This window comes from Streptomyces sp. NBC_00154, from assembly GCF_026342835.1.
Lineage (GTDB): Bacteria > Actinomycetota > Actinomycetes > Streptomycetales > Streptomycetaceae > Streptomyces.
In genome coordinates this window covers 5,796,380-5,819,654 of sequence record NZ_JAPEMI010000001.1, presented here as the reverse complement: position 1 = coordinate 5,819,654, position 23,275 = coordinate 5,796,380, and the positions used below count along the sequence as shown (strand labels likewise).

The 23,275-nt window shown below is 69.6% G+C and carries 20 protein-coding genes; 3 read left to right on the top strand and 17 right to left on the bottom strand.

What is annotated here, in order from left to right; genetic code table 11:
• Window positions 1–17: 17 nt before the first annotated feature.
• The 15 genes from OHA03_RS26120 to pgsA form a co-directional block, all read right to left on the bottom strand.
• Window positions 18–2,585: a bifunctional (p)ppGpp synthetase/guanosine-3',5'-bis(diphosphate) 3'-pyrophosphohydrolase gene (locus OHA03_RS26120; protein ID WP_267006196.1), complete on the bottom strand. Its 2,568-nt coding sequence runs from the start codon at window positions 2,583–2,585 to the stop codon at window positions 18–20.
• A 180-nt stretch (window positions 2,586–2,765) separates the two neighbouring features.
• Window positions 2,766–3,317, bottom strand: coding sequence for an adenine phosphoribosyltransferase (locus OHA03_RS26115; protein ID WP_267006195.1), 552 nt, complete (start codon window positions 3,315–3,317; stop codon window positions 2,766–2,768).
• Window positions 3,317–4,417, bottom strand: coding sequence for a protein translocase subunit SecF (secF, locus tag OHA03_RS26110; protein ID WP_267006194.1), 1,101 nt, complete (start codon window positions 4,415–4,417; stop codon window positions 3,317–3,319). Before secF ends, OHA03_RS26115 begins: the two co-directional genes overlap by 1 nt.
• Window position 4,418: 1 nt before the next feature.
• A complete protein-coding gene (gene secD, locus OHA03_RS26105) occupies window positions 4,419–6,161 on the bottom strand; it encodes a protein translocase subunit SecD (RefSeq protein WP_267006193.1) in 1,743 nt (580 codons plus the stop codon).
• 147 nt (window positions 6,162–6,308) lie between these two features.
• Window positions 6,309–6,812 carry a preprotein translocase subunit YajC gene (gene yajC, locus OHA03_RS26100; protein ID WP_267006192.1) on the bottom strand — a complete coding sequence of 168 codons (504 nt, stop codon included), beginning with the start codon at window positions 6,810–6,812 and terminating at the stop codon, window positions 6,309–6,311.
• Between the two features lie 165 nt (window positions 6,813–6,977).
• A complete protein-coding gene (ruvB, locus tag OHA03_RS26095) occupies window positions 6,978–8,039 on the bottom strand; it encodes a Holliday junction branch migration DNA helicase RuvB (protein ID WP_267006191.1) in 1,062 nt (353 codons plus the stop codon).
• Between the two features lie 71 nt (window positions 8,040–8,110).
• Window positions 8,111–8,737, bottom strand: a complete 627-nt coding sequence (gene ruvA / locus OHA03_RS26090) for a Holliday junction branch migration protein RuvA (protein ID WP_267006190.1) — start codon at window positions 8,735–8,737, stop codon at window positions 8,111–8,113.
• Window positions 8,734–9,306, bottom strand: a complete 573-nt coding sequence (gene ruvC / locus OHA03_RS26085) for a crossover junction endodeoxyribonuclease RuvC (RefSeq protein WP_267006189.1) — start codon at window positions 9,304–9,306, stop codon at window positions 8,734–8,736. Before ruvC ends, ruvA begins: the two co-directional genes overlap by 4 nt.
• A 121-nt stretch (window positions 9,307–9,427) precedes the next feature.
• The gene (locus OHA03_RS26080; RefSeq protein WP_267006188.1) at window positions 9,428–10,180 is read right to left on the bottom strand and encodes a YebC/PmpR family DNA-binding transcriptional regulator; all 753 of its coding nucleotides are present in this window, start codon (window positions 10,178–10,180) and stop codon (window positions 9,428–9,430) included.
• Window positions 10,181–10,242: 62 nt separating this feature from the next.
• Entirely contained in the window at window positions 10,243–10,836 is a 594-nt protein-coding gene (gene pdxT / locus OHA03_RS26075) for a pyridoxal 5'-phosphate synthase glutaminase subunit PdxT (protein WP_030918809.1), read from the bottom strand.
• A gap of 6 nt (window positions 10,837–10,842) precedes the next feature.
• Window positions 10,843–11,763 carry a pyridoxal 5'-phosphate synthase lyase subunit PdxS gene (gene pdxS / locus OHA03_RS26070; RefSeq protein ID WP_030968722.1) on the bottom strand — a complete coding sequence of 307 codons (921 nt, stop codon included), beginning with the start codon at window positions 11,761–11,763 and terminating at the stop codon, window positions 10,843–10,845.
• A 263-nt stretch (window positions 11,764–12,026) separates the two neighbouring features.
• Window positions 12,027–12,572: a hypothetical protein gene (locus OHA03_RS26065; RefSeq protein WP_267006187.1), complete on the bottom strand. Its 546-nt coding sequence runs from the start codon at window positions 12,570–12,572 to the stop codon at window positions 12,027–12,029.
• Window positions 12,573–12,786: 214 nt separating this feature from the next.
• Window positions 12,787–13,947: a glycosyltransferase family 4 protein gene (locus OHA03_RS26060; protein ID WP_267006186.1), complete on the bottom strand. Its 1,161-nt coding sequence runs from the start codon at window positions 13,945–13,947 to the stop codon at window positions 12,787–12,789.
• Complete coding sequence (locus tag OHA03_RS26055) at window positions 13,944–14,879, bottom strand: phosphatidylinositol mannoside acyltransferase (protein ID WP_267006185.1); 936 nt, start codon at window positions 14,877–14,879, stop codon at window positions 13,944–13,946. The genes OHA03_RS26060 and OHA03_RS26055 overlap by 4 nt, the downstream gene beginning before the upstream one ends.
• A complete protein-coding gene (pgsA, locus tag OHA03_RS26050; protein WP_267006184.1) occupies window positions 14,876–15,547 on the bottom strand; it encodes a phosphatidylinositol phosphate synthase in 672 nt (223 codons plus the stop codon). The genes OHA03_RS26055 and pgsA overlap by 4 nt, the downstream gene beginning before the upstream one ends.
• A gap of 267 nt (window positions 15,548–15,814) precedes the next feature.
• On the opposite strand from pgsA, the gene OHA03_RS26045 reads away from it, so the two are divergent.
• Entirely contained in the window at window positions 15,815–18,040 is a 2,226-nt protein-coding gene (locus tag OHA03_RS26045; protein ID WP_267006183.1) for an elongation factor G-like protein EF-G2, read from the top strand.
• Window positions 18,041–18,188: 148 nt separating this feature from the next.
• The gene (locus tag OHA03_RS26040) at window positions 18,189–19,859 is read left to right on the top strand and encodes a hypothetical protein (RefSeq protein ID WP_267008161.1); all 1,671 of its coding nucleotides are present in this window, start codon (window positions 18,189–18,191) and stop codon (window positions 19,857–19,859) included.
• 67 nt (window positions 19,860–19,926) lie between these two features.
• Here the strand turns inward: OHA03_RS26040 and OHA03_RS26035 are convergent, their stop codons facing one another.
• A complete protein-coding gene (locus OHA03_RS26035) occupies window positions 19,927–20,487 on the bottom strand; it encodes an HIT domain-containing protein (protein WP_267006182.1) in 561 nt (186 codons plus the stop codon).
• Between the two features lie 66 nt (window positions 20,488–20,553).
• Between OHA03_RS26035 and OHA03_RS26030 the strand changes: the two genes are divergently transcribed.
• Window positions 20,554–21,231: a potassium channel family protein gene (locus OHA03_RS26030; RefSeq protein WP_267006181.1), complete on the top strand. Its 678-nt coding sequence runs from the start codon at window positions 20,554–20,556 to the stop codon at window positions 21,229–21,231.
• A gap of 34 nt (window positions 21,232–21,265) precedes the next feature.
• Here the strand turns inward: OHA03_RS26030 and thrS are convergent, their stop codons facing one another.
• Window positions 21,266–23,242 carry a threonine--tRNA ligase gene (gene thrS / locus OHA03_RS26025; RefSeq protein ID WP_267006180.1) on the bottom strand — a complete coding sequence of 659 codons (1,977 nt, stop codon included), beginning with the start codon at window positions 23,240–23,242 and terminating at the stop codon, window positions 21,266–21,268.
• Window positions 23,243–23,275: the final 33 nt, after the last annotated feature.

Sequence of the window (23,275 nt, the reverse complement as noted above, 5' to 3'; positions counted from 1 at the left end):
GTGTGTGCGGGGTGCGCTTACGGCCTGCGGGCCGAGGTCACCCGGTAGACGTCGTAGACGCCCTCCACGCCCCGTACGGCCTTCAGGACGTGTCCGAGGTGCTTCGGGTCGCCCATCTCGAAGGTGAAGCGCGAGGTGGCCACCCGGTCCCGCGAGGTCTGCACGGCTGCGGACAGGATGTTGACGTGCTGGTCGGACAGGATGCGTGTGACGTCCGAGAGCAGCCGCGACCGGTCGAGTGCCTCGACCTGGATGGCGACCAGGAAGACCGAGGACTGGGTGGGTGCCCATTCGACCTCGAGGATCCGCTCCGGCTGCTGCGACAGCGAGTCGACGTTGACGCAGTCGGCGCGGTGCACGGAGACGCCGCTGCCGCGGGTGACGAAGCCGATGATCGGGTCGCCGGGTACGGGCGTACAGCAGCGGGCCAGTTTGACCCAGACGTCCTCGACGCCCTTGACGACCACACCCGGATCGGTGTTGGAGCGGCGCTTGTGGCGGCTGCGGGACGGCGGCGTGCTCTCCGCGAGATCCTCGTTGGCGGCGTCCTCCCCGCCGAGCGCCTGCACCAGCTTCTGCACGACGCCCGCGGCCGCGACATGGCCCTCGCCGATCGCCGCATAGAGCGACGAGATGTCGGGGTAGCGCATCTCGTGGGCGAGCGTGACCAGCGAGTCCCCGGTCAGGATCCGCTGGATCGGCAGGTTCTGCTTGCGCATGGCACGCGCGATGGCGTCCTTGCCCTGCTCGATCGCCTCGTCGCGGCGCTCCTTGGAGAACCATGCGCGGATCTTGTTCCGGGCACGCGGCGACTTGACGAAGCCGAGCCAGTCCCGGGACGGTCCCGCGCCGGCCGCCTTGGAGGTGAAGACCTCCACCAGGTCGCCGTTGTCGAGGGTCGATTCGAGCGGTACGAGCCGCCCGTTGACCCGTGCTCCTATGGTCCGGTGGCCGACCTCCGTGTGCACGGCGTACGCGAAGTCGACCGGTGTCGCACCCGCGGGGAGCGCTATGACGTCGCCCTTGGGCGTGAAGACGAAGACCTCGTTGCGGGAGAGGTCGAAGCGCAGCGAGTCCAGGAACTCGCTGGGGTCCTCGGTCTCCTTCTGCCAGTCCAGGAGCTGGCGCAGCCACGCCATGTCGTTGACGGTGTCCTGGCCGCGGCCGGTGTTCTTCGGCACGTCGGTACGGACCTTGGAGGCGCCCGCGACGGCCTCCTGCTTGTACTTCCAGTGGGCGGCGATGCCGTACTCGGCGCGGCGGTGCATGTCGAAGGTGCGGATCTGCAGCTCGACCGGCTTGCCGCTGGGACCGATCACCGTGGTGTGCAGCGACTGGTACATGTTGAACTTGGGCATCGCGATGTAGTCCTTGAACCGGCCGGGGACCGGATTCCATCGCGCGTGCACGGTGCCGAGTGCGGCATAACAGTCGCGGACGGTGTCGACGAGGACGCGGATGCCCACCAGGTCGTAGATCTCGGCGAAGTCCCGGCCCCGCACGATCATCTTCTGGTAGACGCTGTAGTAGTGCTTCGGGCGTCCGGTGACGGTGGCCTTGATCCGGGCTGCGCGCAGGTCGGCCTGGACCTCGTCGGTCACTATGGCGAGGTACTCGTCGCGCTTGGGCGCCCGCTCGGCGACGAGACGGACGATCTCGTCGTACATCTTGGGGTAGAGGATCGCGAAGGCGAGGTCCTCCAGTTCCCACTTGATGGTGTTCATGCCCAGCCGGTGTGCCAGGGGCGCGTAGATCTCCAGCGTCTCGCGGGCCTTCTTCTCCTGCTTCTCCCGCTTGAGATAGCGCATGGTGCGCATGTTGTGCAGCCGGTCGGCGAGCTTGATGACGAGGACCCGGGGGTCCTTCGCCATGGCGACGACCATCTTGCGTACGGTCTCGGCCTGCGCCGCCTCGCCGAACTTGACCTTGTCGAGCTTGGTCACGCCGTCGACGAGCAGCGCCACCTGGTCGCCGAAGTCGCGGCGCAGCGTGTCGAGGCCGTACTCGGTGTCCTCGACCGTGTCGTGCAGCAGGCCCGCCATCAGCGTCGCCGGGTCCATGCCGAGTTCGGCGAGGATCGTCGTGACGGCGAGCGGGTGCGTGATGTACGGGTCGCCGCTCTTGCGCTTCTGGCCGCGGTGCCAGCGCTCGGCGACCTGGTAGGCGCGCTCGATCTGACGCAGCGTGGACGTCTCGATCTTGGGGTCGTTGCTGCGGACGGCACGCAGCAGCGGTTCGAGGACCGGGTTGTACGGGCTGGAGCGCTGCACCCCGAGCCGGGCGAGCCTGGCCCGTACCCGGTTGGAGGAACCGCCGGAACGAGCCACGGCGCCGGCCGGAGCCACGGGCTTGACGGCGGGCTTGGCCGGGGGCTTCGGCGCTGTCGGCGCCGGCGAGGCCGGGGCCGGCCGGTCGGCGGCGGACCCGTTCGCCTTGACGGGCGCCTGCGCCGCGCTGCGCACGGGTTCGGGGGCCGGGGGCTTCGGCTTCTCCTTCGCCACGGGCTGCTTCTTCTCGGGCGTGGCTGGGACCGCCGCGGGCTTGTCGGGCTGCGGGGCGGCGACTGGCTGGGCCTCGTCTGGCAAGAGCGCTCCTCGTGCGGATCCGGACTCCCGGAAAGGCCATCGTATCGACCCTGCGGCCGGAGCTCCCCCGGGGACGGTGAGACCTTTCACAACGCGGGACGGGCACCCGGCTGTTCCCGGGCGCCCGTCCTGTGTGTGCGATTGTGCCGTCCGCGTACGGTCCGCTACCGCGGGCGACGCTCAGATCGTGATCAGAGCCTCCAGCGGGGCACCCGCGAGCCCCGGCTCCAGCCGGGCCCGGCCGGCGAGAAAGCCGAGCTCCATGAGGACCGCGACGCCCGCGACCTGGGCACCGGCCCGACGGATCAGCTCCAGCGAGGCCTCGGCGGTGCCGCCGGTGGCGAGGACGTCGTCGATCACCATGATCCGGTCGTCGGGGGCGAGGTCCTCGGCGTGGATCTCGATCTCCGCGGTGCCGTACTCCAGCTCGTACGCCTGGCTGAGCGTGGCTCCGGGCAGCTTCCCGGCCTTGCGGACGGGTACGAACCCGAGCCCGGCCCGGACCGCGACCGGCGCGGCCAGGATGAAGCCGCGCGCCTCCAGACCCACGATCTTCGTGGCGCCGTGCCGGACGCACAGCTCCGCGAGGGAGTCGGTGAGAGCCGTGAACGCCACCGGGTCCGCGAGCAGCGGGGTGATGTCCTTGAACATCACCCCCGGCTTCGGGTAGTCCGCCACATCACGGATCCGGCTGAGCAGCAGTTCCCTGATGCTCTCGGTGGTGCTGGTCATCAGCGCTTCCCCGGGGTCCGGCCGTGGCCCCTGGGCTGCTGGCGCTGACCGACCACCGCAGCGGTGGGTGCCGCGTCCACGGGGACGTCGTCGTCGTACGACTGCTCGTCCTCGGCCGACTCGCCCTTGGCGGCGGCTGCCGCGCGCTTGGCGAGGATCCGCTTCTTCAGGGCCTTCATCTGCGGCTCGCGTTCCTTGAGGTCGGCGACCAGCGGGGTGGCGATGAAGATCGAGGAGTACGCACCGGCGGCGAGGCCGACGAAGAGCGACAGCGAGATGTCGTTCAGCATGCCGGCGCCGAGGACACCGCCACCGATGAACAGCAGACCGGCGACCGGCAGCAGCGCCACGACGGTGGTGTTGATGGAACGGACCAGCGTGCCGTTGATCGAGCGGTTGGCGATCTCGCTGTACGTCCACCGGGTCTGCTTGGTGATCCCCTTCGTGCCCTCCTTGAGGCTGTCGAAGACGACGACCGTGTCGTACAAGGAGTAACCGAGGATGGTCAGCAGACCGATCACGGTGCCCGGAGTGACCTCGAAGCCGACCAGGGCGTAGATACCCACCGTGATCGTGATGTCGTGGATCAGCGCGACCAGGGCCGCGATCGCCATCCGCCACTCGAACGCGATGGCGAGGTAGATCACCACGAGGATCATGAAGATGCCGAGGCCGGTCCAGGCCTTGTTGGCGATCTGCTCACCCCAGCTGGGGCCGACCAGGTCGGCGTTGATCTTCTCCTCGGGAACCTTGAGGTCCTTGGAGAGCTCCGCCTTGATCGCGTCGGACTTCGCCAGGTCGACTTCGGTGATCTGAATACGCAGACCGCCGTTGCCGAGCTTCTGGACGATCGCCTGGTGGCCGGAGGCGGAGACCGCGGACTCCTCCGCCTGGGCGACCGAGGCACTGGTCGACGGAGTGGTGAAGACCGCGCCGCCCTTGAACTCGATCCCCATGTTGAGGCCGCTGACCGCCAGGGCCACGACAGCCGTGATGGTGATCAGGATCGAGATGCCGTACCAGATCTTGCGCTTGCCGATGAAGTCGTAACCGACCTCGCCGCGGTAGAGCCGGGAGCCGAGACTGCCGAGTCGCGACATCTCACGCCTCCTTCGGGTCGGTGGGGGCGTTGACACGACGCGTGCGGCGCAGCGGCGGCTTGGCGCCGAGCCGCTTCGGGTCCAGGCCGGACCACGGATGACCGCCGGAGAAGAACTTCGTACGGGCCATCAGCGTCATGACGGGCTTGGTGAAGAGGAACACCACGACCACGTCGAGCAGGGTGGTGAGACCCAGCGTGAAGGCGAAGCCCTGGACCTTGCCGACGGTGACGATGAAGAGCACCGCGGCGGCGAGGAACGACACGAAGTCGGAGACCAGGATGGTGCGCCGGGCGCGCGGCCAGGCGCGCTCGACGGCCGGACGCAGTGTGCGGCCGTCGCGGATCTCGTCCCGGATGCGTTCGAAGTACACGATGAACGAGTCCGCGGTGATACCGATCGCCACGATGGCACCACAGACCGCGGGGAGGTTCAGCGCGAAGCCGATGGCCGGGCCGAGCAGCGACATGAGCGTGTAGGTCAGGACGCCGGACACCAGGAGGCTCAGGAGCGCGATGAGCGCAAGGCCGCGGTAGTAGGCCACCAGGTAGATGACGACCAGGGCCAGACCGATCGCACCGGCGATCAGGCCCGCCTGGAGCTGCTCACCGCCGAGCGCGGCGGTGACGGTGGTGACCGTGTCCTCGTCGAAGGACAGCGGGAGCGCACCGTACGACAGCACGTTCGCCAGGTCCTGGGCGGACTGCTGGGTGAAGCTGCCGGAGATCTCGGCGCTGCCGCTGAGCGTCTCGTTCACCTGGGGCGCGGAGACGACCTCGCCGTCGAGCGCGATGGCGAACTGGTTCATCGGCGACTGCTGCTGGGACAGCTTGGAGGTGATCTGCTGGAACTTCTTCGAACCCTTGTCGGTGAAGTCCATCTGCACGATCCACATGCCGCGCTGCTGGTCGATCGTGGCCTTGGCGCTGTCCACGTCCGTACCGGAGACCTCGGCCGGGCCGAGGACGTACTTGGCGTCACCCTCGGAGCTGCACGCGATCGTGGTGTCGGTGGGCTTCGCGTTGGCACCGGCCTTCGCACGGCCGGCCTTGGTGGAGCAGTCCAGAGCGGCGAACCGCTTCTGGAGCTCGGCGGTGGCCGGGTCGACCGAGGCCGAGGGGCTCGCGGACGCCTTCGGCGTGCCGGAGGCACTGGCGCTGGGGCTGGGCGACGTGTCCTTCGTCAGGGCGCCGGTGACCGCGCGGCCCTGGGTGGTGGCGCCGGCCGAGGGGGTGGCCTTCGAACCGGACGCCGTCTCCTTGTCGCTGGGCGAGGCGCTCGGCTTAGCCGAACCGGATGCCGAGGGGCTGGCCGTGTCGGTGGGCGTGGCCTGGCCTGCGGTAACCGTGAGCACGGGCCGGAAGTAGAGCTGGGCGGTCGTACCGACCTGTTCCCGGGCCTGCTTCGAGTTCGTCCCCTTGGGGATGTTGACGATGATGTTGTCCCGGCCCTGGGTCTGGACCTCGGCCTCCGAGACACCCAGACCATTGACACGGCGTTCGATGATGCTGACCGCGGTGTCCATGTTGGTCGGGTTGATCGCGTCAGGCTTGCCGGGCTGGCTCTTCGCCTTGAGCGTGATCGACGTGCCGCCCGCCAGGTCAATACCCAGCCGAGGCGTGGTGTGACCGGACAAGAACATCCCGCCGGTGAGCGCGACCATGGCGATCAGGATCAGAGCCAGGGCACGCCCCGGCCTGCCCTGGCCGCCGGACGGCCCTCGGCCCTTCTTCGGTGCTGCCACCTTCTCGTTTCTCCCTGTCCAACCGCCCCGCGCCGGGTACGCGCCCGAGCGGCCACGAAGTGTTGTGGGGACCTGCCCCCGCAGAAGACCGCACGTTCCGGGGGATGCCGGACGCCGGTAGGCTCACAGCATCCCCCGGGTCATGCCCTACTTCGCGTCGGCCTCGCCGTCGGCCTTCTCATCGGCCTTCACGTCCTTCGGCTCGGCCTTCGGCTCGACGTCGTCGGCCTCGGCCTTCTTGCCCAGGTCGATCTTGGCGTTGTCCGAGGAGTCGTCGTCCGCGTCGGCCTCGACGTGCTCGTCGGAGCCGGTCGCCTCGGTCAGCGAGGAGGCGTCGTCCGGCACGATCGCGCCGTCGATGTCGTCGCCGTCACCGTGGACGATCCGGTTGTACTCCGCGTCGTCGAGGACGGCGCCGATGGCGTTCTTGGCGTAGATGGCGTGGACGCCGGGGGCGACCTCAAGGACAACCGTGTCGTCGTGCAGCTCCTTGACGGTGGCGTACATGCCCCCGATCGTCCGGACGCCGGTGCCGGGCTGCATGTCGTTGCGCATCTGCGCGGCGGCAGCCTGCTTCTTCTTGGCGGACCGGGTCATCAGGAACATGGCCCCGATGAGCACGATGAAGGGGAGGAGAGTCACGGGATTCACGGGACGAGTTTCCTTCGCACGACCGCGCTGAAATGCGGCCTGATCTACGGGGGTGGGCACGCCGCCCTGTACGGACGGCATCGGCGGAGTCTAAGCGAGTCCGCATCGATGGAACAACGCCCAGCATGGCACCGCGGTTCCTGATCTGGGCCAACCTGTGACGCATCACGCCCCAAAAAGACCCTGTTGTCCTTTTCCACCGTGGGACGGGGGGACGAGACCCAGATGGGCCCAGGCCGCCGGGGTGGCGACCCGGCCCCTCGGCGTCCTGGCCAGCAGACCTTCCCGTACCAGGAAGGGCTCCGCGACCTCCTCGACCGTCTCGCGCTCCTCCCCCACGGCCACTGCGAGGGTGGACAGGCCCACCGGGCCGCCGCCGAAGAGCTTCAGCAGCGCGCCGAGCACCGCCCGGTCCAGCCGGTCCAGGCCCCTGGCGTCGACCTCGTACACCCTGAGTGCCGCGGCGGCGACGGTGCGGTCGATCCGGCCGTCCCCCTTGACCTGGGCATAGTCGCGGACGCGGCGTAGCAGCCGGTTGGCGATACGGGGCGTACCGCGGGAGCGGCCGGCGATCTCGGCGGCGCCGTCGGCGTCTATCGCAACGTCGAGGAGGCGGGCCGAGCGGTGGATGACGCGTTCCAGTTCGGCGGGGGCGTAGAACTCCATGTGGCCGGTGAAGCCGAAGCGGTCGCGCAGCGGGGGCGGCAGGAGTCCGGCCCGGGTGGTGGCGCCGACCAGGGTGAAGGGCGGCAGCTCCAGCGGGATGGCCGTGGCGCCGGGGCCCTTGCCGACGATGACGTCGACCCGGAAGTCCTCCATCGCCATGTAGAGCATCTCTTCGGCGGGCCGTGACATGCGGTGGATCTCGTCGAGGAAGAGGACCTCGCCTTCCTGGAGGGAGGAGAGGATCGCGGCGAGATCGCCCGCGTGCTGGATGGCGGGACCGGAGGTGATCCGGATCGGGGCGCCCATCTCGGCGGCGATGATCATGGAGAGGGTGGTCTTGCCGAGGCCGGGGGCACCGGAGAGCAGGACGTGGTCGGCGGTGGCGCCGCGGGCAAGGGCCGCCTTCAGGACCAGGTCGAGCTGTTCGCGCACCTTCTCCTGGCCGACGAACTCGTCGAGGTCCTTCGGCCGCAGCGCGGCTTCGACCGCGGTGTCCTCGCCGTCCGCGCCTGCGTCGACGAGGCGCTCGTCGGTGTCGGGTCCGGTGTCGTCCCAGTTCATTCGGTCAGTCCCGCCTCGGGTGTTTCGGTGCCGGGCCGTGCGATGCCCGTGCGTCGGGGTGTCGCGTCCGGTCAGCGTGCGCGGTTGAGCGTCTGCAGTGCGGCGCGCAGCAGTTGCGGTACGGGCGGCTGGGCGCCCTCCGCGAGGGCGGCCTCGGCCTGCGGGGCAACGGCGGAGACCGCCTCGTCGGCCTCACGGCTCGCGTAGCCGAGGCCGATCAGGGCGGCCTGCAGCTGGTCGCGCCAGGAGGAGGAGACGGCGGTGCCGACGCCCTGCCGGCCGATGTGGGCGCCGACGGGCTCGCCGAGCCTGTCCTTCAGTTCGAGCAGGAGTTTCTGCGCGCCCTTCTTGCCGATGCCGGGGACAGCGGTGAGCGCCTTCTCGTCGCCGGCGGAGACGGCGAGGCGCAGGGCGTCCGGGCTGTGCACGGCCAGCATCGCCTGGGCGAGCCTCGGGCCGACGCCGCTGGCGGTCTGCAGGAGCTCGAAGACCTGCCGCTGGTCGTCGTCGGCGAAGCCGTAGAGCGTCAGCGAGTCCTCCCGCACGACGAGCGAGGTGGCCAGCCTGGCCTCCTGACCGATCCGCAGGTCGGCAAGGGTGTGCGGGCTGCACTGGACGGCCATGCCGATGCCACCGACCTCGATCACGGCCGTGGTCGGGGCGAGTGCGGCGACGGGGCCGCTGACGAAGGCGATCATCGGGGGACCTTCCGGACGGGAACTGCGGGGGTACGGGGAACGCGCGGGGTGCGGGCCGCGGCGGCGGCCGCATGTGCCTGCTGGAGGCGGTTGACGGCCGGGGCCCGCCATATGTGGCAGATGGCGAGGGCCAGCGCGTCGGCGGCGTCGGCCGGCTTCGGCGGGGCGTCGAGCCTCAGCAGCCGGGTGACCATCGCGCCGACCTGTGCCTTGTCGGCGCGGCCGCTGCCGGTGACGGCGGCCTTGACCTCGCTGGGGGTGTGCAGGGCGACGGGGATGCCGCGACGGGAGGCGCAGAGCATGGCGACCGCACTGACCTGGGCGGTGCCCATCACCGTACGGACGTTGTGCTGGCTGAACACCCGCTCCACGGCTACGAATTCGGGACGGTGCTCGTCCAGCCACTCCTCGATGCCTCGCTCGATGGCGACCAGCCGGTGGCCGAGCTCCGCGTCGGCCGGGGTGCGCACGACGCCGACCCCGAGCATCGTCAGGGGGCGGCCCGCGACGCCTTCGACGACGCCGACGCCGCACCGGGTCAGCCCCGGGTCCACGCCCAGTACCCGCATGAAGCGCCCCCTCTGCCGATCGGTCAACTGTTCCCGCAGGCTATCGGCTCGCACTGACAATGCGACGGGCCGACGGGGTGTGTCCCCGCCGGCCCGTGCTGAAGGCTGTGCTGAGTGCGCCTCAGGCGTCGACCTTCTCCATGACCTCGTCCGAGACGTCGAAGTTGGCGAAGACGTTCTGCACGTCGTCGCTGTCCTCCAGCGCGTCGATCAGCTTGAAGATCTTGCGTGCGCCTTCTTCGTCCAGCTCGACCTGCATGGTGGGCAGGAAGTTGGCCTCGGCGGAGTCGTAGTCGATGCCGGCCTGCTGGAGCGCGGTACGGACCGCGACCATGTCGGTGGCCTCGCTGACGACCTCGTAGGACTCACCGAGGTCGTTGACCTCCTCGGCGCCCGCGTCGAGCACCGCACCGAGGACCTCGTCCTCGGTCAGCTCGCCCTTGGGGACGATGACGACGCCCTTGCGGTTGAAGAGGTACGAGACCGAACCCGGGTCGGCCATCGAACCGCCGTTGCGGGTCATCGCGACCCGCACGTCGGAGGCGGCACGGTTGCGGTTGTCGGTGAGGCACTCGATGAGCACCGCGACACCGTTCGGGCCGTAACCCTCGTACATGATCGTCTGGTAGTCGACGCCGCCCGCTTCGAGACCGCCACCGCGCTTGACCGCGGAGTCGATGTTCTTGTTCGGGACGGAGCTCTTCTTGGCCTTCTGGATCGCGTCGACGAGGGTCGGGTTGCCCTCGGGGTCCACACCACCGGTGCGGGCCGCGACCTCGATGTTCTTGATCAGCTTCGCGAAGAGCTTGCCGCGCTTGGCGTCAATCACGGCCTTCTTGTGCTTCGTCGTAGCCCATTTAGAGTGGCCGGACATCTGCCTGTCTCCTTCGCGTCACCAATTTCTTAACGAACCCGAGAGATCCTACCGGGATCGAGTCATCGGACTGCGCGCACCATGTCGACGAAGAGCGCGTGAACTCGGTGGTCCCCGGTCAGTTCCGGGTGAAATGACGTCGCCAGGGCGTTTCCCTGCCGTACGGCGACGATGTGACCGCCGTGCTCGGCCACGACCTGGGCCTGTGCGCCGACCGATTCCACCCAGGGGGCCCGTATGAAGACGCCCTCGACCGGACCGCCGTCGATTCCGGTGACCTCGACGGCCGCCTCGAAGGACTCGTTCTGCCGCCCGAACGCGTTACGTCGCACGATCATGTCGATGCCGCCGACGGTCTCCTGGCCCGAACGCGGGTCGAGGATCTTGTCCGCCAGCAGGATCATTCCCGCGCAGGTGCCGTAGACCGGCATTCCGGCGCGTACCCGCTCGCGCAGCGGTTCCAGCATGCCGAACAGGACGGCCAGCTTGGACATGGTGGTGGACTCGCCGCCGGGGATGACGAGACCGTCGACCTCGGCGAGCTCCTCGGGGCGCCGGATCGGCCTGGCCAGGGCATCAGCCGAGGCCAGGGCGATCAGGTGCTCCCGTACGTCGCCCTGAAGAGCCAGGACTCCGATCACAGGGGTGTCGCTCATCAGTGACTACCAGCCGCGGTTGGCGTAGCGCTCGGTCTCGGGCAGCGTGTCGCAGTTGATGCCGACCATGGCCTCGCCCAGGTTGCGGGAGGCATCCGCGATGATCTTCGGGTCGTCGTAGAAGGTGGTGGCCTTCACGATGGCGGCGGCGCGCTTGGCCGGGTCGCCGGACTTGAAGATGCCGGAGCCGACGAAGACGCCCTCGGCGCCGAGCTGGCGCATCAGCGCGGCGTCGGCCGGGGTGGCGACGCCACCCGCGGAGAACAGGACGACGGGCAGCTTGCCGAGCTCGGCGACCTCCTTGACCAGCTCGTACGGGGCGCGGAGCTCCTTGGCTGCGGCGTACAGCTCGTTGTTGTCGTAGCCGCGCAGCCGGGCGATCTCGTTCTTGATCTGGCGCAGGTGGCGGACCGCCTCGACGACGTTGCCGGTGCCGGCCTCGCCCTTCGAGCGGATCATGGCCGCACCCTCGGCGATGCGGCGCAGCGCCTCGCCCAGGTTGGTGGCGCCACAGACGAACGGCGTGGTGAAGGCGAACTTGTCGCTGTGGTTGACCTCGTCGGCCGGGGTGAGGACCTCGGACTCGTCGATGTAGTCGACGCCGAGGGACTGGAGGACCTGGGCCTCGACGAAGTGGCCGATACGGGACTTCGCCATCACCGGGATGGAGACGGCCTCGATGATCTCTTCGATCATGTTCGGGTCGGACATCCGGGCCACGCCGCCGTCCTTGCGGATGTCGGCGGGCACCCGCTCGAGGGCCATGACGGCCACGGCGCCCGCGTCCTCGGCGATCTTCGCCTGCTCGGCGTTGACGACGTCCATGATCACGCCGCCCTTGAGCTGCTCGGCCATGCCGCGCTTGACGCGCGCGGTGCCGGTCGCCGGGGAGTCGGTGGACTGCGGGGTGGTGGGAAGCGTGGACACGGATCGACCTCACTCGGAGAAAAAGATGCTGATGGTGCTCTGCTGAGCAAACTCCTCGGAACCAGTCCACAGCAAGGGCCAATGGCAGGCCGGTGGATCGTTTTGGCGGCGTACGGCCGCGTACGGGACGAACGGCGCGCCCTGCGGCGGAGCAGAGCGTGGGCCCCGCTCAGCGCGAGTGGCAGGCCTGTGCGGGACGTACAGGCCTGCCGTACGGGGGGCTGGGCGGCCGCGTACGGGGCCCGGTGACGGCCGTTCACATGTCAGCTGCCCGGCCGGTCCGCCAGCGCGACCGGGGGCTCGTCGTCCATCTCGAAGGCCAAGGGGAACGGCGCGTGTCCGGCCAGCCGGAACCAGCGCACCGTGCGGTGCCTGCGCAGCGCACGCGCCGCACGCACCGCGTCGTTGTGGAACCGCCGCGCCATCGGGACCCGTCGCACGGCTGCGGCCAGCTCGGACGCGGCCTCCTCGCCGCCGGGGATCTCCTTCACGGCCTCCACCTGGGCCGGCTCGCCGAACACCGCCCGCAGCGCGGTGCTGAGCTCGCTCTCCGCGACCTCGCGGTGCTCCTCCTCCGACTGCCGGGCCGCGTGCGCGGCCTCGTACAGCACGATGGACGCGGCCGGGTCGAGGACGCCGGACGTGGCCAGTTCCTGGGTGACCGAGGCACGGCGCAGCAGTTGTGCGTCGAGGGCGGCGCGGGCGGCGTCGATCCGCGTGTGCAGCCGGTCCAGCCGTCCGGCGGTCCAGCTGAGGTACAGGCCGATCGCGACGAGCGCGACGGCGATCCAGATGAGGGTTTCGGTCACGGGCCGCAAGGCTACCGTCGGGCGCGCGCGGCCCGGCCCTCCGGCCCGCGCCCCTGCCCGGGAAGCAGCTCCGGCCCCAGGTCATCGAACGCGCCGGTCGGGCCCGGGACGGACGGACCCGAGATGGCGGACCCTGAGCTGCACGGCCCCGAGCCGGACCGCACGGAGCCCGGACCGCCCCGGTGCGGCCGGCACGGAGCCGGAGCATCCGGCCTCAGGGGCGGGCCAGGCCGAACCGGGCCCGCAGCCCGGTGCGTTCGTCCGTCGCCACCGATGCGGCCCCGTCCGTCACCGTCTCGTACACCGCGAGGATGTCCGCCGCCACCGTCGACCAGTCGAACCGCCGCACATGCGCGCTGCCCCGTTCACTCAGCTCCGCGCGCCGCGCGGGATCGCCGAGCAGCCGGATCGCCGCCGCCGCCAGCGCGTCCGCGTCCTCGTTGGCGAACAGCTCGCCCGCCGCGCCCAGGTCCAGCACCTGGGCGAACGCATCCAGATCGCTGGCGAGGACCGGTGCGCCCGCCGACATCGCCTCGACCAGAATGATCCCGAAGCTCTCGCCGCCCGTGTTGGGGGCCACGTACACATCGACACTGCGCAGCAGCCGTGCCTTGTCCTCGTCGCTCACCATGCCGAGGAATTCGACGCGCTCGCGCATCTCCTCCGGCAGCGAGGCGACGGCCTCCTCCTCGTCGCCCCGGCCCGCCACCAGCAGCCTGGTGTCCGGGCGGGCGGCGAGGATCGCGGGCAGTGCCCTCATCAGGACGGGCAGGCCCTTGCGCGGCTCGTCGATGCGCCCGATGAAGCCGATCGTCCCGCCCTGCCACTCGGGTTTTGGCTCGGCCTTGTCGAAGAAGCCGATATCGACCCCGTTCGGAATGACCACCGCGTCGCCGCCGAGGTGCTCGACCAGGGTCCGGCGCGCATACTCGCTCACCGCGATGCGCGCGCTGATCTTCTCCAACGCGGGCTGCAGGATCGGGTACGCGGCGATCATCGCCCGGGAGCGCGGATTGGAGGTGTGGAACGTGGCGACGATCGGCCCCTGCGCGGCCCAGCAGGCGAGCAGCCCCAGCGACGGCGAGGTCGGCTCATGGATGTGGATCACGTCGAAGGTGCCGTCGTGCAGCCAGCGGCGCACCCGCGCAGCGGAGAGGAATCCGAAGTTCAGCCGGGCGACGGAGCCGTTGTACGGGACGGGCACGGCCCGGCCCGCCGACACCACGTACGGCGGCAGCGGCGTCTCGTCGTCGGCGGGGGCCAGCACCGACACCTGGTGGCCGAGGCGGATCAGGTGCTCGGCCAGGTCGCGGATGTGGAACTGCACACCGCCCGGTACGTCCCAGGAGTACGGGCAGACGATGCCGATCTTCACGGCTGCTCCTCCCTGGGTTCGAGGTCGGCGAGCCAGAGCCGTTGCAGCATGTGCCAGTCCTCCGGGTGCTCCGCGATTCCGGTGGCGAAGGCATCGGCCAGCGCCTGTGTCATCACAGACGTCTTCTCGGTACGCGTACCTGACTCGGGCACCTCGACGGCCGGATGGATCCGCGCCTTCATCACCGGAGTCCCGTCGTACCGGAGGGTCACGGGCAGCAGCAGCGCACCGGTCTGCTGGGCCAGCAGCGCGGGACCGGCGGGCATCCGTGCCGTGTCGCCGAAGAACGTCACCTCGACACCGGATGCGGACAGATCGCGGTCGGAGACCAGGCAGACCAGGCCGCCGTCGCGCAGCCGCCGCGCCAGGGTGCCGAAGGCGGACCCGCCGGTGTGCGGCAGGACCTCCATGCCGAGCCCCTCGCGGTAGGCGACGAACCGGTCGTACAGCGATTCGGGCTTCAGCCGCTCGGCGACCGTGGTGAACGGCACCTTCATATCGGTGGTGACCCAGGCCCCGGCCAGGTCCCAGTTGGCCAGGTGGGGCAGGGCGAGGATCACACCGCGTCCGGCATCGAGCCCGTCGGTCAGCCGGTGGGCGTCCGTCACGTCTATGCCGGCCTTGATCCGCTCCGGGCTCCACGTCGGCAGACGGAACGACTCCATCCAGTAGCGCATGTACGAACGCATCCCGGCCCTGGAGAGCTCGGCGAGGCGGGCCGGGCTCGCGTCCGGTACCACCCTCGCCAGGTTCGACTCCAGCCGCAGCACACTCTTGCCGCGCCGCTTCCACACCTGGTCGGCGAGGGCGCGGAAGAGGGCCTGTGCGACCGGTTCGGGAAGCTTCTTGACCGCGCCCCAGCCGAGCCCGTACAGGCCGTCGGTCAGCCGGTCCTTCAGCCCTGGCTTCGACTCCCCCCGGGCGCCGCTCACTGTGCGGCCTCGCTCCCCCGGTCCGCCGCCGCAGCAGCCGCGTCGGCCTCCGCGGACTCGCGGCGCACGGTCACCACCCGCTGCACGAGCGTCACCAGACTGCCGACGGCGACGATCCACAGCGCGATCGGCAGCAGGATGTCGATCCCCGGCACACCGAACTTGTGGAGCCCGGCCAGCCCAGCCGCCACCAGCGAGATCACCAGCCGCTCGGCACGCTCGACCAGACCGTTGACCGCGACCGGCAGGCCGATCGATTCGCCGCGGGCCTTCGTGTACGAGACCACCTGGCCGCTCGCCAGGCAGAAGATCGCCACGGCGCACAGCACATTGTCGTCGCCGTTGCCCGCGTACCAGAGCGCGAACCCGCCGAAGATCGCCCCGTCGGCGACCCGGTCCAGGGTCGAGTCCAGGAACGCGCCCCAGCGGCTGGAGATACCGGCCTGCCGGGCCATGTTCCCGTCGACGAGGTCGGAGAAGACGAAGATCGTGATGACGATCGTGCCCCAGAAGAACTCCCCCATGGGGAAGAAGACCAGCGCACCTGCCATCACTCCGGCCGTACCGATGAGCGTGACCGCGTCAGGGCTCACACCGAGACGGAGCAGCAGGGCGGCGAACGGTGTGAGGACACGCGTAAAAAATGCACGCGCGTACTTGTTCAGCATGGCCTTCCCGAGGGGTCGGTGGGCCGTGCGGCCCCTTCGGCCACCGGCTGGCCCATCGTAGTCACCCGTGCAGGGGTCCAACCTCCGGGCACCCGTCCAGGTGCGTCGGCGTACGACGTATGGACGCAGGCCGACGTGAGTGGAAAGCTCGAATTACCGCGGGCGTCGCCGCAGCCGCCGCGGCGGCTCCCCGTGCCCGCGCCCCTCATCTCCCCTCAACGCGCCAGGCAAGCTCCCCGCACAGCGCACTCCACCGGGAGGCACATCATGGGCGACAAGTCACACGCACACACCGGGGCCGCCGGCAGAGCAGCAACGGCCGACCGGCCCTCCTCCATACGGAATGTGGTGCTGGTCGGCCACAGCGGTTCAGGCAAGACCACCCTCGTCGAGGCCCTCGCACAGACCGCCGGAGCGGTCAACCGGGCCGGCCGGGTCGAAGACGGCGGGACGGTCTCCGACTACGACGAGATCGAACACCGCCAGCAACGCTCCGTACAGCTCTCCGTGGTCCCCGTCGAATGGGGCGGGTACAAGATCAATTTGTTGGACACCCCCGGATACGCCGACTTCGTCGGGGAACTCAGGGCCGGTCTGCGGGCAGCGGACGCGGCCCTCTTCGTTGTCTCGGCGGCCCAGGAGGCCGACGCCGTGGTGGGCACCACCCGCGCCGTGTGGGAGGAGTGCGCCGCCGTCGGCATGCCGCGCGCGATCGTCGTCACCCACCTCGACACCGCGCGCACCTCCTTCGACGGGATGACCCGGGTCTGCGGAGAGATCTTCGGCGGCGACGACCCCGACGCCGTACTTCCGCTCTATCTCCCGGTGCTCGGCGCCGAGGGCCCGGACGGGCACGCCCCGCTGACCGGACTCACCGGACTCCTCTCGCAGCGGATCTTCGACTACTCCAGCGGCGAGCGGAAGGCGACCCCGCCTGCCGACGACCAGCAAACACCGCTCCAGGACGCCCGCAGCCGGCTGATCGAAGGGATCATCGCCGAGAGCGAGGACGAGACCCTGATGGACCGCTACCTCGGCGGCGAGGACATCGACATCAAGACCCTCATCGACGACCTGGAGCGCGCCGTCGCCCGCGGCACCTTCCACCCCGTCCTCACCGCGGCACCCGCCACCGACGGCGCCCGCCAGGGCATCGGCACCATCGAACTCCTCGACCTGATCACGGGCGGCTTCCCGACCCCGCTGGAGCGCCCGCTGCCCGCCGTCACCACACCGCAGGGCGCCCTGCGCCCCGCCCCGGCCTGCGACCCCGAAGGGCCGCTGGTCGCCGAGGTGGTCAAGACGGCCTCCGACCCGTATGTCGGACGCGTCTCGCTCGTCCGCGTCTTCTCCGGCACCCTGCGCCCCGACGAAACCGTCCATGTCCTCGGCCACGGCCTCACCGACCCCGGCCACGAACCCCGTCCCTTCCACGACGCGGAGGTCCGGGTCGGCGCGCTCTCCGCCCCGTTCGGCAAGCAGCAGCGCGCCCTGACCAGCTGCATCGCCGGGGATCTGGCCTGCGTCGCCAAACTGGGCAGCGCCGAGACCGGGGACACCCTCTCGGCCCCGGACGATCCGCTGCTGATGGAGCCCTGGACCATGCCCGATCCGCTGCTGCCGCTCGCCATCGAGGCACACAGCAAGGCGGACGAGGACAAGCTCTCCCAGGGGCTCGCACGGCTGGTCGCCGAGGACCCGACCATGCGCCTCGAACAGAACCAGGACACGCATCAGGTGGTCCTGTGGTGCCTCGGCGAAGCCCATCAGGACGTGGCCCTGGACCGGCTGCGCACCCGGTACGGGGTCCAGGTCGACTCCGTACCGCACCGGGTGCCCCTGCGCGAGACGTTCGCCGGACCGTCGACCGGCCGCGGCCGGCACGTCAAGCAGTCCGGCGGCCACGGCCAGTACGCCATCTGCGAGATCGACGTGGAGCCGCTGCCCCCCGGTTCGGGCATCGAATTCGTCGACAAGGTGGTCGGCGGGGCGGTACCGCGCCAGTTCATCCCGTCCGTGGAGAAGGGGGTACGCGCCCAGGCAGCCCGCGGAGTGGCGGCCGGCCATCCCCTGGTCGACGTCCGGATCACCCTGCGGGACGGGAAGGCGCACTCGGTGGACTCGTCCGACGCCGCGTTCCAGGCGGCGGGCGCACTGGCGCTGCGGGAGGCCGCCGCGGACACCCGTATCCAGCTCCTCGAACCCGTCTCCGAGGTCCAGGTCCTGATCCCCGACAACTATGTGGGGCCGGTGATGAGCGATCTGTCGGGGCGGCGCGGGCGGGTGGTCGGCACCGAGCAGTCGGGGCCGGGACGCACCCTCGTGCGGGCCGAAGTGCCGGAGCTGGAGATCGGCCGGTACGCAATCGACCTGCGCTCGCTGTCACACGGCACCGGCCGCTTCGACCGGTCGTACGCCCGGCACGAACCGATGCCCCCGCAGCTCGCGGACCACATCCGCGAAGAGCGGGAAAACACCTCAAACGGTACGTAGTTGGCACCGCTGCCCGCCCTTGTCCACAAGGGCGGGCAGCGCGTTGATCCGGACGATACGCTGTGGTCCCAGCTCAGAAGGTGTGCCGGGCACGGCAGTTGGGAAAACAGCCGCAGGAGCAGATCCTTGGCGGCAAGTGGGGGCGACAGTGGCCAACGACGGATTCGATTTCTCTCCTGGAGCGCAGATTCCGCTCCAGGGGGCGGCCGGACAGGCGGTGGCGACGAACGCCCTGGCCTCCGCCGCATACCGCGACAGCCCGGTGGACGACATCCTCAAGGCCAACAGCGAGTGGCACAAGTCCAAGATCGAAGAGGGCCGCTCCAAGCTCTTCAAGAGCAAATACTTCGCCCCCAACCTCGGCGAGGCCTTCTCCCGCGCCGTGCAGGAACGCATGCTGGGCGGCGCCCGCAAGGCCCTCATCCAGTCCTTCGGCACCGACCCGCAGACCGTCGTCGAGCACTGCCTGTCCGCGACCCGGCTCCGCAAGGCCAGGGACACCAAACTGACCCTGGTCACCGTGGTCTTCGGCTTCCTCTTCCTGCCCGGACTGCTCCTGTGGGTGCTTGCGTTCCGCCTCCGCGACGGCCTGGGCGCCACCAAGGACAAGGCCCTCAGCGCCCTCGGCATCGCCCTGCTCCCCGTCATCGGCATCGCGGCCCTGTTCTTCCTGATCAAACTGCCGGCCACCGGACTCCTCGCGCTGTACCTGCGCGCCATGATCGTCGCCCCTGTCATCGGCTGGCTGATCGCCAAGCGGATCGCCGAGACGTCCGCCAAGGACATGCGCGCCCGCTGGGAAGGGCTGCTCTCCGGCGGCGGTGTCATCGCCAAGATCCCCGAGGCCGTACCGAAGAACCCGAACGAGACCGCCCGCGAGGCGCTCCGCCAGGGCCTGGAGAAGCTGGCGGCCGAACAGCAGTCCAACTCCGTCTTCTACGCCGGCCCCAAGGGCATCCTCGGCATGGGAACCCGCTGGGGCAGCTGGCAGCTCGCCGAGGAGCTCGTCTCCAAGGATCCCGGCAAGGAATTCCACCGGTTCCGCAGCTGGGACCTCATTCGCGTCATCCACGACCAGCTCAAGATGCTGGAACGCGGCCCGCTGCACACCGGCGGCTTCCCCACGCCGTCGGTCACTCACTGGGTCGTCTCGCCCGTCGGCGAGAACGCCGACGAGGTCGCCCGCCCGGAGGGCGAGGACGTCGCCACCTTCCAGATCAAGCCGCACGAGATACAGCGGATCTGCAACCACCAGCAGTTCGGCAGCGGCGACCGGCACTACCTCGGCGTCCAGTTCACCCTCTGGGACGGCCAGCTGGTGATCACCATGATGATCACTGTCACGGTGCTCCACGAAACGCTGCGGATCGAGGTCACCGGGCACGCCCTGGGTCCCGTCCATTCGCTCTTCACGAGCAAGCCGAAGGCCAAGGAGAAGACGGTCAACAAGACGGTCAGGTTCTGGGAGACCCGCAAGGTCATGCTCCCGCTGGTGGAGCCCAAGGAGGTCGTCCGCCTGGCCCTGCGTGCTCCCTTCACCTGGTACCCGCCGCTGCTCGACTACCTGGGCGGCAAGATCACCCTCCCGGAGCCGTTCGGCCTGCGCCACGCCTGGGCCGAGAAGCCTTGGCGCCACCGCTTCATGGCCGACGACGCGATCCGCGCCGCCACCCCCGTCCTGCGGGCCGTGCACGCCGCGGCGCTCCGAGTCCTCGACGAGAACGGCGTCAACACGGAGCGCTTCGACAACCGCTCCATGATTCTCAGCGGATTCGTGCAGGATCCGACGCCGAAAAAGGCAGACGTGTACGACGCATAGAGACGCAGTGGGTACGTGTGGGGTGCCCCGGACCACTCCGGGGCACCCCACACGGGTACCGCTCGACTCAGGCCGCGGGCCAGGCGTCGGCCAGCATCTTCCGGGTGTCGGCCAGCAGCTGCGGCAGCACCTTCGTATGACCCACCACCGGCATGAAGTTCGTGTCGCCACCCCAGCGCGGCACCAGGTGCTGATGCAGATGGGCGGCGATTCCCGCGCCCGCCACCGCTCCCTGGTTCATCCCGATGTTGAAGCCGTGCGCTCCCGAGGCCGTCCGCAGCGCCGACATCGCGCGCTTGGTGAAGTCGGCCAGCTCAAGCGTCTCCGGACCGTCCAGCTCCGTGTAGTCGGCGACATGCCGGTACGGCACCACCATGAGGTGGCCGCCGTTGTACGGATACAGGTTGAGCACGGCATAGACCTTCTCGCCGCGCGCCACGACGAGTCCGTCCTCATCCGACTTCGCCGGGATCGCACAGAACGGACAGCCGTCGCCGGCCTCAGGGCCGGTCGGCTTGTTCTCACCCTGGATGTACGCCATCCGGTGAGGCGTCCACAGGCGCTGGAACGCGTCGGGCGTTCCCACTCCGATCTGCTGCTCCGGCTCAGTCGTCATGCCGATCAGCATATTGCTTCACTCCCGCCGCGCGTGTCGCCGGGGCCGCACCGGTCGGCGGACGGCGATGCTGAGGCGATGAGCGACCAGCCCACGGACTCCACCCCTCTGCGGTTCAGTCGCTGGGAGCAGCGAACGGAAGTACCGCTCTTCGTCGCGTCGCTGGTCTTCCTCATCGGGTACGCGGGCCGGGTCCTCGCCCCGCACGACGCCCAGCCCTGGCGCGGCATCGCCCTGATCCTGGTCTGTTGCACCTGGCTGTTGTTCGCCGTGGACTACGTCGTACGGATCCGGCTCAGCGGCCAGGGCCTGCGGTTCCTGCGGACCCACTGGCTGGACACGGTGGTGCTGGTGCTTCCACTGCTGCGCCCGCTGCGCCTGATCCGGCTCTACACGGCCCTCCAGCGGCGAAGGGAGCAGCCACGGCTGAGTCTGTACGCCCGGGTGATCGCCTACGCCGGAATGACCGCCCTGCTGCTCGGATTCTCGGCCGCGCTGGCCGTGTACCACCAGGAGCGCGATGCTCCGGGCACCACGATCCGTACCTTCGGCGACTCGGTGTGGTGGGCGTGCGAGACGCTCACCACAGTGGGGTACGGCGACGCGGTCCCGGTCACCGCGGGCGGCCGGACCATCGCGGCGGGACTGATGGTCTGCGGTCTGGCGCTACTGGGGGCAGTGACTGGTTCGTTCTCGTCGTGGCTGGTGCAGGTGTTCACCCGGGAGGACGAGAAGGGGCCCACGCAGAGCGGCTAGCGCTGCGTGGACCCCTGGAGCCCCTGTCTGCCGGTCAGACCTGGACGCGGTCCTCGGCGGCCTTCTGGATCTTGGCGATGGCCTCGTCGACCGGGATGCCGTTCTCCTGCGATCCGTCGCGGTAGCGGAAGGAGACGGCGCCGTTGGCCATGTCCTCGTCACCCGCGATGATCATGAAGGGCACCTTGGCCTTCTGCTGGTTGCGGATCTTCTTCTGCATGCGGTCGGACGAGGCGTCCACCTCGACCCGCAGCCCCTTCTTCCTGGCCGCCGCCGCGAACTCCTGGAGGTACGGGATGTGCGCGTCGCCGATCGGGATGCCGACCGCCTGGACCGGGGCCAGCCACACCGGGAACGCGCCCGCGTAGTGCTCCAGCAGCACGGCGAAGAACCGCTCGATGGAACCGAACAGGGCGCGGTGGATCATGACCGGGCGCTGCTTGGTCCCGTCGGGGCCGGTGTACTCCAGGTCGAAGCGCTCCGGCAGGTTGAAGTCGAGCTGCACGGTCGACATCTGCCAGGTGCGGCCGATGGCGTCCTTGCACTGGACCGAGATCTTCGGGCCGTAGAAAGCGGCGCCGCCCGGGTCGGGGACCAGGGGAAGGCCCTGCTTCTCGGCCACCTGGCGCAGCGTCTCGGTGGCCTCGTCCCAGATCTCGTCCGAGCCGACGAACTTCTCCGGGTCCTTGGTGGAGAGCTCCAGGTAGAAGTCGGTCAGACCGTAGTCGCGCAGCAGGTTCAGGACGAAGGTGAGCGTCTTGTCGAGCTCCTCCGCCATCTGCTCCTTGGTGCAGTAGATGTGCGCGTCGTCCTGCGTGAAGCCGCGCGAACGGGTCAGGCCGTGCACCACACCCGACTTCTCGTAGCGGTACACCGTGCCGAACTCGAAGAGACGCAGCGGCAGTTCGCGGTAGGAACGGCCGCGCGCGTCGAAGATCAGGTTGTGCATGGGGCAGTTCATCGGCTTGAGGTAGTAGTCCACCCCGTCGTCGAGCTGCATGGGCGGGTACATGCCTTCGGCGTACCAGTCCAGGTGGCCGGACTTCTCGAAGAGCTTGCCCTTGGTGGCGTGCGGCGAGTAGACGAACTCGTAGCCCTCCTCCTCGTGCCGCTTGCGCGAGTAGTCCTCCATGGCCCGGCGGACGATGCCGCCCTTGGGGTGGAAGACGGCGAGGCCGGGGCCGATCTCGTCGGGGAAGGAGAAGAGGTCCAGCTCGTTGCCGAGCTTGCGGTGGTCGCGCTTGGCGGCCTCCTCCAGGAACTCCAGGTGTGCCTTGAGCTCGTCCTTGGTGGGCCAGGCGGTGCCGTAGATGCGCTGGAGCATCGGGTTCTTCTCGCTGCCCCGCCAGTACGCCGCGGCGTTCCGCATCAGCTTGAACGCCGGGATGTTCCGGGTGGTCGGCAGGTGCGGACCGCGGCAGAGGTCCTTCCAGCACAGGTCACCGGTCTTGGCGTCCAGGTTGTCGTAGATGGTCAGCTCGCCGCCGCCCACCTCGACATCCGCGCCGTCGTCCGTGGAGGCGGCACCCTTGATACCGATGAGCTCCAGCTTGTACGGCTCGTCGGCCAGCTCCTCACGGGCGGCCTCGTCGGTGACGACCCGGCGGGAGAACCGCTGTCCCCGCTTCTGGATCTCCTGCATCTTCTTCTCGATGGCCTTGAGGTCCTCGGGCGTGAACGGCTTCTCGACGTCGAAGTCGTAGTAGAAGCCGTCCTTGACCGGCGGGCCGATGCCGAGCTTGGCCTCGGGGAAGAGCTCCTGCACGGCCTGCGCCATGACGTGCGCGGTGGAGTGCCGGAGGATGTTCAGGCCGTCCTCGGAGGAGATCTCGACGGGCTCGACAACCTCGCCGTCGGCGACGACGTACGCGAGGTCCTTCAGCTCACCGGCGACCCGGGCGGCAACGACGGTGCGCTCGCCGGGGAAGAGCTCGGCAGCCGTAGTGCCCGTCGTCACCACGCGCTCTTCCCGCTCGGAATCGCGTTGGATGATCACACGGACGTCTGACACCGGTCTCTCCTGACTGAAGGGGGGTGCGCGCCC

Excerpts from the sequence above, each read along its gene's own strand:
- OHA03_RS26115 (WP_267006195.1), bottom strand. The coding sequence starts at position 3,317 with ATGACCAGCACCACCGAGAGCATCAGGGAACTGCTGCTCAGCCGGATC.
- OHA03_RS26045 (WP_267006183.1), top strand. The coding sequence starts at position 15,815 with ATGGGCGACAAGTCACACGCACACACCGGGGCCGCCGGCAGAGCAGCA.
- pdxT (WP_030918809.1), bottom strand. The coding sequence starts at position 10,836 with ATGAGCGACACCCCTGTGATCGGAGTCCTGGCTCTTCAGGGCGACGTA.
- pgsA (WP_267006184.1), bottom strand. The coding sequence starts at position 15,547 with ATGCTGAACAAGTACGCGCGTGCATTTTTTACGCGTGTCCTCACACCG.
- ruvA (WP_267006190.1), bottom strand. The coding sequence starts at position 8,737 with ATGATCGCCTTCGTCAGCGGCCCCGTCGCCGCACTCGCCCCGACCACG.
- ruvC (WP_267006189.1), bottom strand. The coding sequence starts at position 9,306 with ATGCGGGTACTGGGCGTGGACCCGGGGCTGACCCGGTGCGGCGTCGGC.
- OHA03_RS26080 (WP_267006188.1), bottom strand. The coding sequence starts at position 10,180 with ATGTCCGGCCACTCTAAATGGGCTACGACGAAGCACAAGAAGGCCGTG.
- OHA03_RS26035 (WP_267006182.1), bottom strand. The coding sequence starts at position 20,487 with ATGCTGATCGGCATGACGACTGAGCCGGAGCAGCAGATCGGAGTGGGA.
- secF (WP_267006194.1), bottom strand. The coding sequence starts at position 4,417 with ATGTCGCGACTCGGCAGTCTCGGCTCCCGGCTCTACCGCGGCGAGGTC.
- ruvB (WP_267006191.1), bottom strand. The coding sequence starts at position 8,039 with ATGAACTGGGACGACACCGGACCCGACACCGACGAGCGCCTCGTCGAC.
- OHA03_RS26030 (WP_267006181.1), top strand. The coding sequence starts at position 20,554 with ATGAGCGACCAGCCCACGGACTCCACCCCTCTGCGGTTCAGTCGCTGG.